The organism is Actinomadura pelletieri DSM 43383 (assembly GCF_003634705.1).
Taxonomy (GTDB): domain Bacteria; phylum Actinomycetota; class Actinomycetes; order Streptosporangiales; family Streptosporangiaceae; genus Spirillospora; species Spirillospora pelletieri.
On the sequence record NZ_RBWU01000008.1, the window covers coordinates 314,313 to 330,857 of the forward strand.

The window sequence follows — 16,545 nt, forward strand, 5'->3', positions numbered from 1 at the left end:
GCGCCGCTCATGCCGTCCGCGCCGGACCGCCGGCGCCGAGGGGGAAGACCGCGCGGGCGTTGCCCTCGAACAGGGCGGTGCGGTCGGCGTCGGTGAGCCAGCCGATGTCGTTCACCAGCAGGTGGATGTCGTCGAACCAGCGGCCGTTCTCCGGATTGATCTGCGAGCCGGTTCCGGGCTTTTCGGTGCCGAACAGGCAGCGGTCGACGCCGACGGTGCGGATGAGCAGTTCGATCGCGTCCTGGGTGTACAGGCATGTGTCGAAGTACAGCCTGCGGAGCCTGTCCAGGTAGGGCGTCGCTCCGGAGCGGACGCCGGAGGGCAGGAACCGGCCCACCTGGTAGGGGATCGCGCCGCCGCCGTGCGAGACCACGATCTTCAGCTCGGGGAAGTCCCGCAGCACCGAGGAGTCGAGCAGGCTCCAGATCGCGACCGTCTCCTCCTGGATGAAGTGAAGGCTGTAGGGCTCGCGTGCCGGCGGCCGGCATCCGGCGGCGTGGATCAGCGCCGGGACGCCGAGCTCGCACAGTGCCTCGTAGAGCGGGTACCAGTACCGATCACCGAGCGCCGGCGGCGTCGCGGTGCCCTCGAACGGGTCCGGATTGAGCATGGCCCCGACGAAGCCGAGTTCGGTGACGGCACGCCGCAACTCACGGGCCCACTGCGCCGGTTCGAGTTCCGGGCTCTGCGGCAGCCCGGCCACGCCCAGGAACCGGCCCGGGAACAGCTGGGTGGTGCGGTGGATGAGGTCGTTGTTCTCCTCGGTGAACCACTGCACCAGCTTGCCCTGCTCGCTGTGCATCATCTGGTAGGGCCGCGGCGAGATGAGCTGGACGTCGACGCCGGCGCCGTCGATGTGGTCCATGTGCGAGACGTTGCCGAAGCTGGGGTGGGGTTCGGTGTGAGCGGCCCGGAGCCGGTCGTCGCTGATGCGCGGGGCGCCGCGGCCGTGGGCCCCGCGGTGCGCCAGCAGTCCCGACTTCCAGGCGTACAGTTCGGCGGGCGCGCTCAGGTGCGCGTGCACATCGATGATCACGAGTCGTCCTCTTCGGGGTTGTCGGGGCGGGCTCAGCCGAGCGGCGAGGAGATCAGCCGGCGGACACGGGCGTCGGTCTCGGCGCGGTCGTAGCTGCGCAGCAGCCGGGTACGGCCCGCGCCCGGGTCACCGCGGTGCAGGTACTCGTACAGCTCCTGGCGGGCTCCGAACCCGTCGCCGACCAGTTCCCAGGCGAGCCGGAACAGGCGCGCCTTGTGGTCGGCGGCCATGCCACGGCCGCGCATGTACCGGTCGATGAAGGGGCGCAGTTCCGGACTGGCCAGGTCGGCCTCGGACGGCTGCATGACGAGCCCCGACGCCCCGATGCGGCGCACGATGCCGACGACCCGCGCCGATATCTCCGCGGACCAGAAGCCGAGGCCGTACGACGGCGCGGGCGCGAGCAGCCCGCTCGGCGTGCGCGCCGCCGTCGCCTCCGCACCCGCGATGCCCAGCCGCAGCGTCTCGGCGTAGGAGATGAGTTCGCCCAGGTCCTCCTGGATGCCGCGGAATCCGTCGACCCCGATGCCGTCGGCCAGCATGGCCGCCACGGAGATGAAGGTCCGCAACCGCTCGTGGAAGCGGATGTGGGTGCTCTGCATCGACCAGGCGTTGATCCTGGAGAGCCCCTTGAGCGCGAGCAGGCCGTCGCCGAGGAGGAACACACGCTCCCACGGGATCTCGACGTCGTCGAAGAACAGCATGGCGTCCTGCTCGTCGTAGCGCCGCGCGAGGGGGTGCGCGTGGCCGGCGCCGGAGCCGCCGAGCGGCTCACGGCACAGGGTCTTCAGCCCGGGGGTGTTCATCGGCAGCGCGAACCAGATGACGAACTCCTCGGCGCCTCGCTGCGCGGAGACGCCGTTGAGGTAGACGAGCACCTCGTGGGCGAACGGCGCCAGGGTCGCCAGTTGCTTCGCGCCGCGGATGACGACGCCCCGGTCGTTCTCCTCGATCACCCGCAGCGCGAGGTCGGGGTCGTCCATGGGGCTGGCGCTACGGTCGATCTGCGGATCGCCGAGGGCGTGCGTGAGCACCAGATCGTGTTCGGAGGCGTAGCGGTGGTAGTCGATCACGTTGGCCCCGAAGCCGGGACGGTTCGTCTCCAGCTCCGCGTGGTAGTCGCGCAGACCGACGACGACGTTCGCCATGAAGTCGGGAGCGCGGCCGTGCTGGCCCAGGCTCTCGGCCATCCACCATTGGGAGGCCGCGAACTTGGCGCGCAGCTCCTCCGGGGTCGTGGGCAGACTGTACGAGCGGCTGACGAGGTTGCCGGACTCGGCCGACGTCGTCAGCGTGCGCTCCCGGGCGACCGGGTCCGACAGGCGCAGATCCAGCAGCCGGGCGATCTCGTCGACCGCGCCCCGCAGTTCCGGGTGCGTCGCGGCATTGCGAACCCGTTCGCCGCCCAGCCACACCTCGCGACCATCATCCAGGCTCGCCCGAAAGGTGTCACCGGTCATGGCGCCCTTGGCGTCGCTCACATCCATCATGTCCCTCGCGTGTGTCTCATATGCAGTCCACAGATCCCGCCGAGGACGCACCTGAATGGGGCTGATCGGCTGGTACGAAAGGACGCTACGAGCGCACCGCGGCTTCACGCATGAGCGTCGTGACGGAACCGGCAGGCGCCGATTTCGACACGGTGTCGGGATCCGTGCACGGCAGAACGGTCCTTGCCCCGTGGTCCCCGCACCGGCAGCCCAGAGAAGTGAGGTACGCGCACAAACGACGGGTCAGCCGGGACAGGCCGAGGTTTCGTTTGGATGAGGTGTGCGTGGCAGCGCCCAGAACCCGGGCGGCCTACGATCGCTCGTTTCCACGATCCCGAAACTCAACGGTGCTGCTGGACGAGGGCCAGCACTCCGGGACGGTGCTGTCCACGTCCGGGCCGTCAACTGACCCAGAAGGTTCCACACCAGGTCGCGGCGGAGGCGTTCGTGCCCGCGGCCACCCCGGCCTCCGCCGGGTACCGCCCTTCAGGCCCCCGCGCCCGTGTCCGCGTCGGCGGCGGCCACGGGTGTGACGGCGTGGGTGTGGTGGCGTGGGTGTGGTGACCTCCCCCGAGCCGGGCAGGTCCGCGGCGCGCAGGCTGGTGTACGCGCTCGGCGCGCTGGGCTACGACTTCGGCACCGAGGCCCGCCGTGACACCCGCTACGTGCCGCGATCGCTGGCCCCGCCTGCTCCAACAGGCCAAGGGCCTGGTCGCTCTGGACGAACTCCACGTCGCCACGAGCGGGACGCTGTGCCCTCGGCCAACCGGGCGCGGACGCGGGTGAGACCGCTGGGCGCGCAGATCGGGTCGTCGTCCAAGGAAGAGCCGGTGCCGGTCGGGCGGGGCGTCCGGTGGTGCGTGCTGGATGCGGGTTGGCCTGGCGCGACGAGGCCGAGGGTCCGGTGGCCGTCGCCGGAAAGACCGACGCTCGCGGGGTCCGCGGCCCCCGGTCCGGGCCGCGGACCCCGTCTGTCGCAAATGGCGGGGACGGCGGTCAGTCCGGTGTCAGGCCGGGTCTCCGCCGTTGTTGATCCATGCCTGCACGCTTCCGTCCTCGAGGCTGACGGCCAGGTAATCGTCGCGGCCGTCACCGTCGATGTCGGCGAACGCGAGCATGTGGCGGTCCGGCAGGGCGCCCGAGGCGATCTGGCCGCGTTCGATCCAGCCGGACTTGCCGTCCTGGTCGCCGCCGCGGTTCAGCCACGCCCTCACGGACCCGCCGTTGATGTCGGTCACCACATAGTCGTCGCGTAGGTCGCAGTCGATGTTGGGGAAGTACGGCCCGTGTTTGATCGACCCCACGCCGGAGGCGATCTGTCCTCGGGGGATCCAGCCGGGTTTGCCGTCCTGGTCGCCGCCGGCGTTGATCCAGGCTCTCACCACCCCGGTCCTGGGGTCGACCGCCAGGTAGTCGTCACGTCCGTCACCGTCTATCTCGGCGAACACCGGTCGCGCGATGGCGTCCGGCACGCCGGAGGCGATCTGTCCTCGGGGGATCCAGCCCGGCTTGCCGTCCTGGTCTCCGCCGATGTTGATCCATGCCCTCACCGCCCCGGACTCGGTGTCGTACACCAGATAGTCGTCGCGCCGGTCGCCGTTGATGTCGGCGAAGTCGACATCTTCCTGTTCGCCGAGCTCCACGCCGGAGGCGATCTGTCCTCGGGGGATCCAGCCGGGTTTGCCGTCCTGGTCTCCGCCCGCGTTGATCCAGGCCTTCACGACTCCGGACCGGCTGTTGACCACGAGGTAGTCGTCGCGCCGGTCGCCGTTGATGTCGGCGAACTGGACGCTCTCGTCATCGGTGTGACCGGTGCCGGAGGCGATCTTCCCGCGGGGGAGCCAGCGTCCCGGAGTGTCCTTGCAGATCCGGTCGTCGGGGTCGGCGATCCACCCCTCCTGCGCCACCGCGCGGATGGCGTCTCCGAACTCGTCGGCCATCTTGGCGTACCCGCGGTCGTTGGGGTGGAGGTAGTCGGCCAGGTCGCCGGTCGTGACCTCGTTCATGTCGACCACGGCGACGTGCTTGCCGGTCCTCGCCCGCTGGGCGACCACGCCGGGGATCTGCTTGTTGAAGGCGTCGATCCTGGCTTGGACGGCCGCGTTCTTCGAGGGCACCAGCGTGGACACCAGGACGGTGGTGTTGGGGGCGTCCTCGATCACCTGGTCGATCAGCGACCCCAGCGCGGCGGGCGCGCCGGCGGCGTCGCCGCGGTCCATGTCATTGGTCCCGGCGTGCAGCAGGACGAGGTTGGGTTTGTGCAGCGGGACCGCCGAGTCGGCTCTGCGCGCGATATCGTTGATCATCGCGCCGGGATGGCCCTCGTTGTCGCGGTCGGGCAGGTTTCCGGACTGCTGTGAACCGACGAAGTCCATGCTCTGGGCCTCGGAGACCAGTCTGCGGCGTAGTTCGTCCCGATAACCGGACAATCCAGAGTGGCCGATGCCGTAGGTGATGGAATCACCCAGTGCCATCGTCGTCAGATTCTCCCGCTGGAGCGGTTCCCACCGTGGCAATTGCCGGGTCTGCCTCCAGATCCATCCCTGGACGGCCTGCAAGGCCACCGCGTACATGAGATCGTCATGGACGGACGTATGGACCGCCACGACCCTGCCGTCCTCGATCACCCCGGCCCCGGAGTCGCCCATGCCGGTCCGCCCACGAACCGTGTCCGACTCAATCGCTCCTCCGGGAGGAGCCTCCTCCGGACGCGGAGGGTCGGCGTGGTTATTCAGCACGATGATCCTTGCGCTTCTGAGTTCTATCGACGGCGCGGTCCCGCCCTCCGTGGTGACTCCCCACCCGTTGACCCCGACGATGCGCCCGTTGATCGGCCTCTGGGCGTCGTCGTAGGCGATGACCGCACCGGCGTTGGTCACATCACGGTCGAGTTGGAGCAACGCGAGATCAGCGCTTCCATGTTCCCGCCGGGCGATCACGTCTCTGGTCTCCCCGAGGCCGCGCAGCCGACTGCCGATCCGTACCGTCATCGGCTGGTCCCTCAAGCAGTGCCGCGCGGTGAGGACCCAATCCCGCGCGATGAGCGATCCGGTGCACGCATACGCTCCATCCGCGTACACCACGACTTGCCCATGCTGTAGTTCCGATTCTTGACCGTCGATGATGGCCCGTGCGGGGGGTGCCGCTGGGGCGGCCACAACGGCCGATACCGCGATCAGCACCGCGGCCAACCCCTGGGCCAGACGGCGCGACGGCATCCGGGCTCTTCGGATGCCGTGGCAACCAGCTAAAATGATCTTGTCCATACCGGCAGGCTAAATTACTGGCCGGAATTAACCGATGCTCTGCCGGACGAAATGAAGGGCACTCTTATCAGTGCGCGAAGGCAGATTCGGATGCCTTTGCGTCCATCCGGAGCACCACCACACCAACCAGGCAATGCTCAGCGAAACAGGCCGCAAACTCGTCGTCCAAACCGTCCGGAACAAGCTCGCCGTCACCGTCACCCACCGTACCCTGGCACGCCCAGTAACCTACGACGAACACCTCTACCTCAGCGACACACCAGGCTCACCCGCACCACCGGACCTCCGCTGAAAACCACCCCCACAACCCACTGGCTCCACTACCTATGACCAGCGGCTTACCCTGGGGATCCTCATCGCCCTTCCGAGGGTCCCAACTTGGGTGGTCTAAAGCCGCCGTGTGGTCAGCACCCGATCCTGGCCCTACGAGGGGTCGCGACGTGACGCCGTGCCGAATGATCGCGGGGACGGTATGGTCCTCGTCCCTACCAGAGGGAGGCGAGGCAGCGAACTGCGGATCCTGCAGGGTTGAGTTTCCTCTGATCACTCTGGAGCCTGGATTGACCCGGGATTCCAAGAACTAAGAAGGCTTCAGGCTGTCAGAAACTCGATCCGATCCAGCTTCCAACAGTTGGGCCCCGTACGCATGGTGTTCTGCATACGAGCCCGGATCGTGGTCACGAAAGTGCGCTTGGCCGGCTGGCCTACACCGGTACGCGGTAGACGTCGCCGGTCGAGGTCGTGGTCGGCCTGTGCAAGCGGTTGTGATCATCCCGCCGTACTGGACCCCAAGGTGACGGTGCGTGGCGGTGCATCGCCGACGGTGCGCATACGGGTGATCGTCACCTGGCCGTTCGGCGCGTTGGTGATTGGCCCGCGCCCATGCTGTGTGTACCCCCTACGGAAAACCACGCGCACGGCTGCACCCACAACCCCACCACCCACCGCTGCCAACTAACAATCCCGTCCCACTTCCCAATCCCCTGACCCGCAGATCGTGGCGCCTGGCATGCTTCGGCTTCGGAACGTGTCACCGACCCTGAGGGGTCGGTCCTCATTGCGGGGGGTGGACGCCGGGGGACCGGGCGACCGTCGTTACGGGGTGTCACCGACCCTGAGGGGTCGGTCCTCATTGCGGGAGCTTCACGCCGTGGTCGACCGCGAGGCCCTCCAGGTGTCACCGACCCTGAGGGGTCGGTCCTCATTGCGGGGCTGCAACCAACACAGCCTCAGCCCGCACGCGCACGCGTGTCACCGACCCTGAGGGGTCGGTCCTCATTGCGGGCCCGCGCTGGCGGGCAAGGACAACGAGTCGCGGTCCGGTGTCACCGACCCTGACGGGTCGGTCCTCATTGCGGGGACGTGATTCCGCTCGGCGAGGTCGAGAAGTACAAGTGTCACCGACCCTGACGGGTCGGTCCTCATTGCGGGGCCGAGGAGCTCGCGGACGAACGCGCGCAGCCCGCCGGGTGTGTCACCGGCCCTGACGGGTCGGTCCTCATTACAGGGTTCCTTCGGAGGTAGTCGTGGCCGGTTTCGGTTAGTGGCCAAGTTTCTTGTTCGTTTCGCCGCGACTGTCGGTGGTTCCTCGTAGCGTCTGCGTTACGCGATGCACTCACTGTCACGGGGAGGTCTCATGGAGTCGGCATTCGTTGAGCGGCTGTTGGTGGCGGTCGATGGTGAGCGGGTCGATGCGGGGGTCTCGATCCACGGTGTCTACCGGCCAGCGGGTGAGGACAAGGTGATGCCGCCGACGTTCCCGGAGGGGCCGTACCTGATGGAGGGGCGCCGGGTTGGCGGGGAGATGCGGGAGACCGTGGTGCTGGATCAGGTCCCGTCTCAGGCGAACCGGGTTGAGGAGGCGCTGCTGGCGGCGCGGGACAAGGGTCAGATCGAGCTGCCGCTGTTCGAGTTGCAGGCGCCGACGAGTCGGGGGACGGTCCGTCTTACCTCGCTGGAGTTCCCGCACCGGTACGCCGATGCCTACCTGAGGGACAGCCTTGTCGATGGGGTTCGGTTCGACAAGAGCCAGGTCGGGAAGCGGCTGCGGCAGGTGAGTCAGAAGGATGCCCGCCCCCTGTTCGAGCTCGATCCTGGCTCTTTGATTTACGGGGCGTGGGATTCGCACCGGAAAGGGCGCTGGCCTAAGTTCGCCCGGTTCTACATTTCTTCGATGTTCGGTCTGGACCCGAGGAAGGGTGAGCGGCGCAGTATGCGGCGTGATCCGATGAACATGACCGGTGGGGTCGATGATGCAGGTAAGGCCGAGGGGGATTGGGAGTTCCGAGCAGCTGGGGAGAAGTCTCGGGGTACTCGGCTGAGTGAAATCGGGCACGGCAGCGCGTTGGCGAGAACGCCGCCGCCTGGTGGTGTGGTCATCAGTGAAGGTCGTCGGGATGCATGGATCTCGCTGGGGGGCTTGGAGCGGGTCCGGTTCGGCGACGCTTCGGATGAGTGCGTGCGGCTGGCGCGGGCGACGCTGCTGGCACTGGCGCTGGTCGGGGATCGGCTGGCGTTCGATCGTCCTTCCGTCTGGCTTCGGTCGGGCTGCGATTTGGTGCGTGTGAGCGAGACGCTGGCGTTCGAGAAAGACGGCGGCGAGGCCGAGGAGTTCACGCTCTCGGCGGGAGAGGCGATCGAGATCTTTCACGAGCTGCGTGACCGGACGGCGGCCAGCGGACTGGTGATGGAGACCGGGACGATCGGGCTGACGCCGTTCAAGGGGTTGGCGGATGCGCTCGAGCATGCGGTGACCAAAGCCGTCGCCGAGGGCTGACCGGTGCCGCTGTCGATTGTGGTGCGGCTCCGTGATGGTCGCTATGACGCGGGTGGGTCTGAGCAGCACCTTCCTGAATGGCCTCCTCATCCGGCCCGGGTCTTTTGCGCAATGGTCGCCTCCGTAATGGCGGAGGAAGATTGGGACGCGTTGCGGTGGTTGGAGAACGCTGGTGCACCGCAGGTGTGGGCGGCGCCGGGCTATGCCTCAAAGCGCCGTGAGGGGTTTGTGGTTACCAACGTCACCGCTGGCAAGGGGACGAGCCAGCATCAGTTGGGTCGGACTGCCCAGGCCAAGATCAGGATGAGTGCTGAGCCCGAAAGTGACGAGTTCGCTTTCGTCTGGCCGACTTCCTCCCCCGCGTCGACCACACTCAGGGTCTTGAGGAGTTTGGCGCGCCGGGTGCCTTACTTGGGGCGTTCGACATCTCCGGTGACCTTGCAGGTACTGGACGAGGTGCCACCGATGCGCGCCGAGTGGACGACGTTGGAGCCGGCGCAGCCCAGCGACCCGAACACCATTTTGCTTCGGGCGCCTTATGGTGGCTATGTCGATCGCCTCCGTCAGATATACGCGGAAGGCGGACGGTCCTGGGAGGCGAACCTGGACTGCATTAAGCCTTACAGCTACCCCAAACAGGCTCCGACCGAGCCGCCGGCGGTCTCCCCTTTCGACGAGTTGCTGATATTCGGTTTCGAATCGGGCACGGTCAAACCTGCCGGCGAGATGTTGTTGGCGGTCACGGAGCGGTTGCGTGCCGCTGTGCTGGATCGGATTGGTACCGACGTGCCGCCGGAGGTCTCGGGTCACGGTGCTGATGCGAGCACCCATGTTGGCTATCTGGCGTTGCCGAATGTGGGTAACCGGCATGCGGACGGCAGGTTGCTGGGGGTGGCGGTGGCCGTTCCGCGGGAATTGCGGCGCCAGGCGTACGCGCGTTTGTGGGGAGCGCTGGTCGAACGGCCGTTGCAGCGTCTGACCTTGCGACGCAATCAGGTCCTGAAACTGGATTACCTACCGTCAACGGCGTTGACGTGGGGGCTGCAAGCTGAGCGGTGGACGGCTGCGGGTCGTGGTGGGAGTCCGTCCTGGGTCACGGCCACGCCGATGATGCTGGACCGTTTTCCCAAGAGGGCCAGAGGCGACGATGGGGTGATCAAGGAGGTCGGCCGGTCCTTGGTACGGGCGGGGCTACCTGAGCCGGTGGAGTGGGAGTTCTCACCGGCGGCGATGATTCCAGGGGCGTTGCATCGACCGCGCCGCGACACGATTCCTTCGCACCGCCCCTGCAAGCCGATCGTTCATGTGCGGGTCACCTTCGACCGACCGGTCATCGGTCCCGTGCTGGCTGGGGCGATGAGATATGGGGGGTTGGGGTTGTTCGTACCTGCGGAGGAGAAACCGTATGGTCTTCACCGCTGATGGGTTCGCGGAGTTCGTGTACGAGGTGCACGGGCATCGGCCGTTCCCCTGGCAGCGGGCCTTGGTCGAGCGGGTGCTGCGTGAAGGACGCTGGCCCGATGCGTTGGACGTGCCTACCGGGTTGGGCAAGACGTCCATCATCGACGTGTTCGCGTTCGTGGCGGCGGCCCGTCCCCAGGTTGCGCGGCGCCGGTTGTTCTTCGTGGTGGACCGGCGACTCATCGTGGACGAGGCATACGACCATGCTGCCCACCTCGCCCGCGCGCTACGTGAACCGGCGGGTCCGTGGACGAGGCGGGTAGCCGAGGCGCTGCGTCAGCCCGGCGACTCGATGCCGCTTCAGGTGACACGGATGCGAGGCGGGGTGACGTGGTCCTGGCTGTGGCTCGAGCGTCCTGATCGTTTCGCCGTCGTCGTTGGGACCATCGACCAGGTCGGAAGCCGCCTGCTGTTCCGCGGTTACGGGGTCGGTGAGCATCTCCGCTCCATCGACGCCGCCCTGGTCGGGACCAACAGCCTGATCGTTGTTGATGAGGCGCATTTGGCCGCGCCGTTCGAGGCGACTGTCCGGGCATTGCGGGCCCACGAATCCGGCGGGCCGGTCCCTACGCTGATCACGATGTCGGCCACCACGTCCGGTGCCGACGACGGCCGTGTTCACCGGATCAGCGGGGATGACGAGGCCCACGAGGTAGCGGGTCGGCGGCTTCGAGCCGACCGTCGTCTCCATCTGCTACAGCCGCGCGTGACCAAGAACAACGCCTCTTCGGCCATTCCCGGTCTGTTGGTGGCATGGGCCACCGCCCTCGCCGGTTCCGAAGGCTCGGGCGCGGTGGTCGGCGTCATTTGCAACACCGTTGCCCGGGCACGGGCGGCTTTCGAGCAGATCCCCGACTCCCGCTTCGATCGGGTGTTGCTCACCGGCCGAACCCGCCCGCTGGACGCCGCCTATCTGCTTGACCGGTACTACGACCGCATACGGGCCGGTCGCGCCCGGGGAGATGGGCGGCCCCTCATCGTGGTGGCCACCCAGACGATCGAGGTCGGCGCGAATATCGACCTTGACGTGCTGGTGACCGAATCGGCTGACCTGGCCGCGATCGTCCAGCGTTTGGGGCGCCTCAACCGGCTCGGTGACCGCGACCGTAGCCACGCTGTGGTCGTCCACGACTCCAGCACCGGGACCGAGGACCCGGTCTATGGGGCGGCTCGGCAGGCAACCTGGTCCTGGCTCTGTGAACAGACCGAACCCATCTCGCGGAATAAGCCCGGAGAACTCGGCGATGGCCTTCCCGTCCATCCGCTGGCGCTGCGGGCCCTCACCGGTGCCCTTTCCGAGCAACGCAAGGTCACCATGCGCGCAGAGTCGAGTTACATCCCGGCACTGACCGAAGACGTGTTGGACGCCTGGACGAGGACCTCGCCGGCCCCACACCCGGACCCGCCGGTCGCTCCATATCTGCACGGCCTACGGCGAGGGCAGCCCGACGTGTCGATCGTGTGGCGCTCCGGTTTGCCCGACGATCCCTCCCGATGGGGCGAGGTGTTGCAGGCCGTCCCGCCTACAACCGAGGAGGCCGTCGACGTGCCGCTCGCCGCCATCCGTCGGTGGCTGGGCGGACAGGGGGACACGGCTGTCTCGGCGTTGGAGGGCCAATTCGACGATCTCCCACTCCCCACGGAAGAGGGCCTGATCGGCGTTCGTTACCACGGTCACGACCGCACGGTCGTTCCGGTCACGGTCCTTGACATCAACCCCGGCGACACCATCGTCGTGTCCGGTGATCGGGGCGGCTGCGACCGCTATGGTTGGCACCCCGCATCGAAAGAGCCCGTAACCGATCTCGCCGATCTCGCCGAACGACGCGGACACCCCCTCCTGCGCATTCGTCCCGAACTCTTGGACACCTTGCGCGATTACCACCCCGATCTTTTCGCCGCCTTCGCAGACCTGATCACCTTGATCAGCGACGCCCAAGACCCCCCGCCACCGGCATCGATTCGTCGTGCACTCCCTTGCCCTGACAACGATGCCCTGCCGTTCCTTCGGAACCTGCAGACGCTGAGTGCAGGCTGCACACTGGTACCCCTCGCCGAGCTGGGGGAACGCCTCCCTGTTCTGCTTGCGGGACGAGGCGGCGGACTTCGCGGCGACGAAGGATCACTGGAATCCTCTACCGCCGCACAACAGATCGGCCTGGTCGAACATCAGGAGGCCGTAGCGGCACGCGCCGAGGAATTCGCCCGCAACCTCGGCCTTCCGGAGCCCCTCCGCGTCGTGGTCACCGCCGCCGCACGTCACCACGACGAAGGCAAGCGCGATGAGCGGTTTCAGGCCATGCTGCACCAGCGTCCGCTACGCGCCTTCTTGCCGGGCGGTCCGCTGCTGGCCAAGTCCGGGATGGACCCGGCCGACCGTGCCGCATTCCGACGGGCCCGTATCCTGGCCGAATACCCCGCAGGACTCCGCCACGAAGCCCTATCGGCCAGAATCGTCCAAGCCATTGGACCCGCCGACGACCTGCTGATCCACCTGGTCGCCGCCCACCACGGCCGTGGCCGACCCCTGCTGCCACCCACGCACGATCCAGCGCCCGGCACCGTTCGCATTGATCACAACGGCACCAAGGCCGAACTGGACGCAGACCACACCATCGACTGGGACGGCCCTCGCCGCTTCCACGAACTCAACCGCACCTACGGCCGCTGGCACCTGGCGCTCCTGGAAACCATCGTTCGACTGGCCGATATCTGGTGCTCCGAACACCCCGACGAGAACACCCCATGACCGCGATCGAACTACCCGCTCTCGACGGCCGCGACCCCCTGGGCTTTCTCGCCGCCCTCGGACTCCACCGGCTCCTGACGAACGAAACAGGCACCCAAGTATCACTGAGCTTCTCCGACCGGACCGCAAAAGCCATAATCCACAGCGACATCGAATCCATCGACGCCATTACCGCGACACTGAACAACATCGTCGCCCGCGCAGGCGACGCCACCGCCATCGTCGATGTTGACGACCGGTTCCCCTTGGCCAAACCGAAAAAGTCCGCGGCCGCCAGCCAAGGAGCCGGACAGAAAGATCCCATGCGGGTGCGACGGGACGAATACCACGCGCTGGCCGACCGCATCACCGAGCTGGGTGACGAGGCCAAAGGCTGGTTCCATTGCCTCATCACCGACTTGGCAACCGACGCCCAACAACGCGTCGCGCTCACTCCCTACTGTGCCCCTGTCGGGCAACAAAGCCTGCGCTCCTTCTTTGCAACCCCCCTCCAAGAGGTCCGCAAAGACCCCTCTTACCTGCGCGAAGCCCTCACCGCGTGGAGGCGCGTCGACAAGTTCACCGGCGAGTACCTCGATCACCGCGTCATCCGAAGCGCCGCCGACCACCCCAACGGAGTATCGACAGAGGCCGGCGTCCCCGGCGCCACCTGGCTCGCTACCCAGGCGCTCCGCCTTCTCCGCATCTCTGGCGACGGCGAGCACGTCACCGCCACCCTCTGGCACCGGCACCAACGCCGCAATCTGATGCTTTGGCCCCTGTGGACCGAACCACTCGACCTACAAGCAGTAGCGACCCTGCTCGACCACCCTGCCATCAACCCCGAACTCGATCGAACGACCCTCCACAACATGAACGTCTTCACAGTCGCCGCTGCAGAACGAACACAGCTCAGAGGCCCCAAAAGCGCCCGCGTGCTCGTACCGGCCAAAACGAACTGGTGAGCCCAGCAAGCCTTCGAGTGGCAGCGGCGAGGTTCAAATCCCACTTCGGAACCACCAGTGCCCACACAAACCCCGGGAGGTTCCGAAGTGCATAGCGTTTGTCAGGGGCACAATTCGGACAGTCACTTCGATGAAGACGGTCACTTACGGTCATCATCGCAGGTCAGTTGCCCAACACCGGCCCTCGTCAGCCGGTCCTCATTGCGGGATAGAGTGCGCCGGTATCGCGGCCGGGTACGACCACGCAACACCGGCCCTCGTCAGCCGGTCCTCATTGCGGGTCGGCCCGCTGCCTGCGCCGACGCAGGTGGAGGAGACAACACCGGCCCTCGTCAGCCGGTCCTCATTGCGGGCGAACATCCGGCCTGACAGCAGAACCTCGATGGCATCAACACCGGCCCTCGTCAGCCGGTCCTCATTGCGGGGAGTGGGTGGCCCGGATCGTGGCGCAGGCGCATGAAGCCAACACCGGCTCTCGTCAGCCGGTCCTCATTGCGGGCAGGTGCTCATGGCGTGGGGAGTCGCCGCCGCCAACGCCAACACCGGCTCTCGTCAGCCGGTCCTCATTGCGGGTTCGTCCTCCGCCCGGTCCGCTGGTACGCGATGGCGACCCAACACCGGCTCTCGTCAGCCGGTCCTCATTGGGGGGCTTTCACCCACGACGGCACCGGCCTGCTCGTCGGCCCCAACACCGGCTCTCGTCAGCCGGTCCTCATTGCGGGGTGGTCAACACCGTCTTCAACAGCGGCATCGTGCGGCTCCAACACCGGCCCTCGTCAGCCGGTCCTCATTGCGGTTCTGCGCGGCTGAGCCAGTGTGCGACCAGTCCGTCCAACACCGGTCCTCGTCAGCAGGTCTCATTGCGGGCTGACCAGGATGACCGAGCACGCGCCCCGTGCCCTGCCCACACCGGCCCTCGTCAGCCGGTCCTCATTGCGGGTCTTGCGCGTAGGAAAGAGGTGTGGCCTCGCTGTCCCAACACCGGCCCTCGTCAGCCGGTCCTCATTGCGGGCTGGGAACTACCAGGCGGAAAGGTCGACCCCGGCGACCAACACCGGCTCTCGTCAGCCGGTCCTCATTGCGGGTACACGGGGTACGCGCAGCGGCGGGCTGATCACCGGTGGTGCCAACACCGGCTCTCGTCAGCCGGTCCTCATTGCGGGCCCAGCGCCCGGCCCGCCTGCATCGACAGGTCCCCCCCAACACCGGCTCTCGTCAGCCGGTCCTCATTGCGGGGCGGCCGGGGGATGCGGATGCTCACGCGGCCATCACCCCAACACCGGCTCTCGTCAGCCGGTCCTCATTGCGGGTTCACCGGGCTGACCGGGATCACCTCCGCGCTCGCCCAACACCGGCCCTCGTCAGCCGGTCCTCATTGCGGGCTCTCTTCCTCCTCCCATGGAGAGTGCTGTGACATCCAACACCGACCTTTGTCGGCCGGTCCTTATTGCGAGTCCTGATTTCTCCATCTCCGTTGCGGGGAGGACTCCGTGCCAAAACCGGCCCTCGTTGTCCGAATTGTGGCTGGCAGCCATCTTCATGCAAAGCGACGAGCGACCTTTGCTGAGGTCCGGGTGTAGGGTGAGCCGTTCTTTGTGAAACCGTTCGTATCCTGTAGCAGCCGGTGCTTATTGCGGGGGCGTCACCGTGCCTATCGTGGCAGGTGAAGTTAGCCTGCCGATCGTAGCGTTGCGTACTCACACACGCTATTGGCGTTCATGGGCCGGCTGGCAAGTTGAAATGGCATTTAGCTTTAGCGGACCTTGTTGTCTCTTGTGTAGGCGATAGCAGTCCGAAATTGTAGAGATTGTCCTCTATGGTCTGAATAGTGTTGTAGGAAGATTTACCTTTGCCGCGCCGCGAGGTGTAGGCAGAGAGCCAGACTAGGTCTACGATCGCTCATCGTTGTGCTCGAAGCGCAACATGCGAATGATCAAGTTTGCGAAGGTGAAACTTGTCTGGTGCTAGTACGCGAGTGGCGCATCGTTTCTGCTGGGTGGGGGTCGCGGTTGCGTCGTTGTTCTGCTCATGCTGTGGCGGTGGCCCGGATGCTGTTGCATTGCCTTCCATGACAGATTTAGGAACGCTGCCGCCGTCGTCGGCTGCGACCGAAGAGGAAATCGTAGTTGCCTCCTATGTGAAGTTCGTTGCGATGCTGGATCGAGCGGATTCTCTGCCTGCTGAGTCTCGCAAGCGGGAACTCGCTACGGTCATGGTGAATCCTCAGTTGTCGCGGGTGCTGCGGCGGGTGGATGAAATGAAGAGTCAGAATATCGCGACTTACGGTCACATTGTCGTGCACGTTAAGAGCGTACAACTCACTGCGAGTGGCGCCGCCACAGTTTACGACTGCCAAGACACCCGTAACGCGGGGCTTCTGAACTCCGTTTCGCAGAAGAAGATAAATCGTGGAATCGAGCAGGAGCGTACCAAGGCATTGCTAGTGAAGGGTTCTGATGGGCAGTGGCGGGTCAGCAAGTCGACCACGCTCGGTGAAGGGTGCTGACGAGTGGAAGTTGTTGCTCCCGTACTTGGAGCCGGGATCCTTATTTCCGTTCTCGCGTCGGCTCCGCTGGACCCTCTACCACCAGGCATGAACTCCTACGGCTACAAATATGGCGCCACTGTCGGCGGCGTACCAGCCCGTGGTGGGCAAGCTCCAGCCGCTCCGCCGAGGGGGAACGGCGTGGACACGCTTCCGGAACCGAGGCCCCGTAGTTGCCAGGAGTTGAGTGAATACGTGCAGGTGGTCTGCTCAGATGAGCCTGACAAGGGTGACGACGCGGTCTCGCCAGCCGCGCTCGCGTTGACCAAGTGGGCGAA

At 66.4% G+C, this 16,545-nt stretch carries 9 protein-coding genes and 1 CRISPR repeat array; of the genes, 6 read left to right on the forward strand and 3 right to left on the reverse strand.

Going from position 1 to position 16,545, the window contains the following annotated elements; genetic code table 11:
- Window positions 1-7 precede the first annotated feature (7 nt).
- From BZB76_RS32155 to BZB76_RS32165, 3 genes are all read right to left on the reverse strand, one after another.
- A complete protein-coding gene (locus BZB76_RS32155; protein ID WP_121438190.1) occupies window positions 8-1,036 on the reverse strand; it encodes an amidohydrolase family protein in 1,029 nt (342 codons plus the stop codon).
- A gap of 32 nt (window positions 1,037-1,068) precedes the next feature.
- The gene (locus tag BZB76_RS32160; protein ID WP_246007347.1) at window positions 1,069-2,526 is read right to left on the reverse strand and encodes a 4-hydroxyphenylacetate 3-hydroxylase family protein; all 1,458 of its coding nucleotides are present in this window, start codon (window positions 2,524-2,526) and stop codon (window positions 1,069-1,071) included.
- 1,007 nt (window positions 2,527-3,533) lie between these two features.
- On the reverse strand, window positions 3,534-5,792 hold the full coding sequence (locus tag BZB76_RS32165) for a GDSL-type esterase/lipase family protein (protein ID WP_121438191.1): 2,259 nt from the start codon (window positions 5,790-5,792) through the stop codon (window positions 3,534-3,536).
- A gap of 133 nt (window positions 5,793-5,925) precedes the next feature.
- On the opposite strand from BZB76_RS32165, the gene BZB76_RS32170 reads away from it, so the two are divergent.
- The 6 genes from BZB76_RS32170 to BZB76_RS34415 all read left to right on the forward strand — a co-directional run bounded on the left by BZB76_RS32170 (window position 5,926) and on the right by BZB76_RS34415 (window position 16,228).
- Complete coding sequence (locus BZB76_RS32170; protein WP_170180844.1) at window positions 5,926-6,084, forward strand: hypothetical protein; 159 nt, start codon at window positions 5,926-5,928, stop codon at window positions 6,082-6,084.
- A 735-nt stretch (window positions 6,085-6,819) separates the two neighbouring features.
- Window positions 6,820-7,300: a CRISPR direct-repeat array (repeat unit 37 nt; unit sequence GTGTCACCGACCCTGAGGGGTCGGTCCTCATTGCGGG).
- Window positions 7,301-7,428: 128 nt separating this feature from the next.
- On the forward strand, window positions 7,429-8,568 hold the full coding sequence (gene cas7g / locus BZB76_RS32175; protein WP_121438193.1) for a type I-G CRISPR-associated RAMP protein Csb1/Cas7g: 1,140 nt from the start codon (window positions 7,429-7,431) through the stop codon (window positions 8,566-8,568).
- Window positions 8,569-8,571: 3 nt separating this feature from the next.
- Window positions 8,572-9,990 carry a type I-G CRISPR-associated protein Csb2 gene (gene csb2, locus BZB76_RS32180; protein ID WP_121438194.1) on the forward strand — a complete coding sequence of 473 codons (1,419 nt, stop codon included), beginning with the start codon at window positions 8,572-8,574 and terminating at the stop codon, window positions 9,988-9,990.
- Window positions 9,974-12,778 carry a type I-G CRISPR-associated helicase/endonuclease Cas3g gene (gene cas3g / locus BZB76_RS32185; RefSeq protein WP_121438195.1) on the forward strand — a complete coding sequence of 935 codons (2,805 nt, stop codon included), beginning with the start codon at window positions 9,974-9,976 and terminating at the stop codon, window positions 12,776-12,778. The genes csb2 and cas3g overlap by 17 nt, the downstream gene beginning before the upstream one ends.
- Window positions 12,775-13,722 (forward strand): type I-G CRISPR-associated protein, Cas3-extension family, encoded by a 948-nt coding sequence (locus BZB76_RS32190; protein ID WP_121438196.1) that lies wholly within the window; start codon window positions 12,775-12,777, stop codon window positions 13,720-13,722. Before cas3g ends, BZB76_RS32190 begins: the two co-directional genes overlap by 4 nt.
- 2,068 nt (window positions 13,723-15,790) lie before the next feature.
- Window positions 15,791-16,228, forward strand: a complete 438-nt coding sequence (locus tag BZB76_RS34415) for a hypothetical protein (protein WP_147449631.1) — start codon at window positions 15,791-15,793, stop codon at window positions 16,226-16,228.
- The last annotated feature ends 317 nt before the right edge of the window (window positions 16,229-16,545 follow it).

What these genes read in the sequence shown, in the direction of transcription:
- BZB76_RS32160 (WP_246007347.1), bottom strand. Translation starts at nt 2,526, where the DNA reads ATGATGGATGTGAGCGACGCCAAGGGCGCCATGACCGGTGACACCTTT.
- BZB76_RS32165 (WP_121438191.1), bottom strand. Translation starts at nt 5,792, where the DNA reads ATGGACAAGATCATTTTAGCTGGTTGCCACGGCATCCGAAGAGCCCGG.
- BZB76_RS32170 (WP_170180844.1), top strand. Translation starts at nt 5,926, where the DNA reads ATGCTCAGCGAAACAGGCCGCAAACTCGTCGTCCAAACCGTCCGGAAC.
- cas7g (WP_121438193.1), top strand. Translation starts at nt 7,429, where the DNA reads ATGGAGTCGGCATTCGTTGAGCGGCTGTTGGTGGCGGTCGATGGTGAG.
- cas3g (WP_121438195.1), top strand. Translation starts at nt 9,974, where the DNA reads ATGGTCTTCACCGCTGATGGGTTCGCGGAGTTCGTGTACGAGGTGCAC.
- BZB76_RS32190 (WP_121438196.1), top strand. Translation starts at nt 12,775, where the DNA reads ATGACCGCGATCGAACTACCCGCTCTCGACGGCCGCGACCCCCTGGGC.
- BZB76_RS34415 (WP_147449631.1), top strand. Translation starts at nt 15,791, where the DNA reads ATGACAGATTTAGGAACGCTGCCGCCGTCGTCGGCTGCGACCGAAGAG.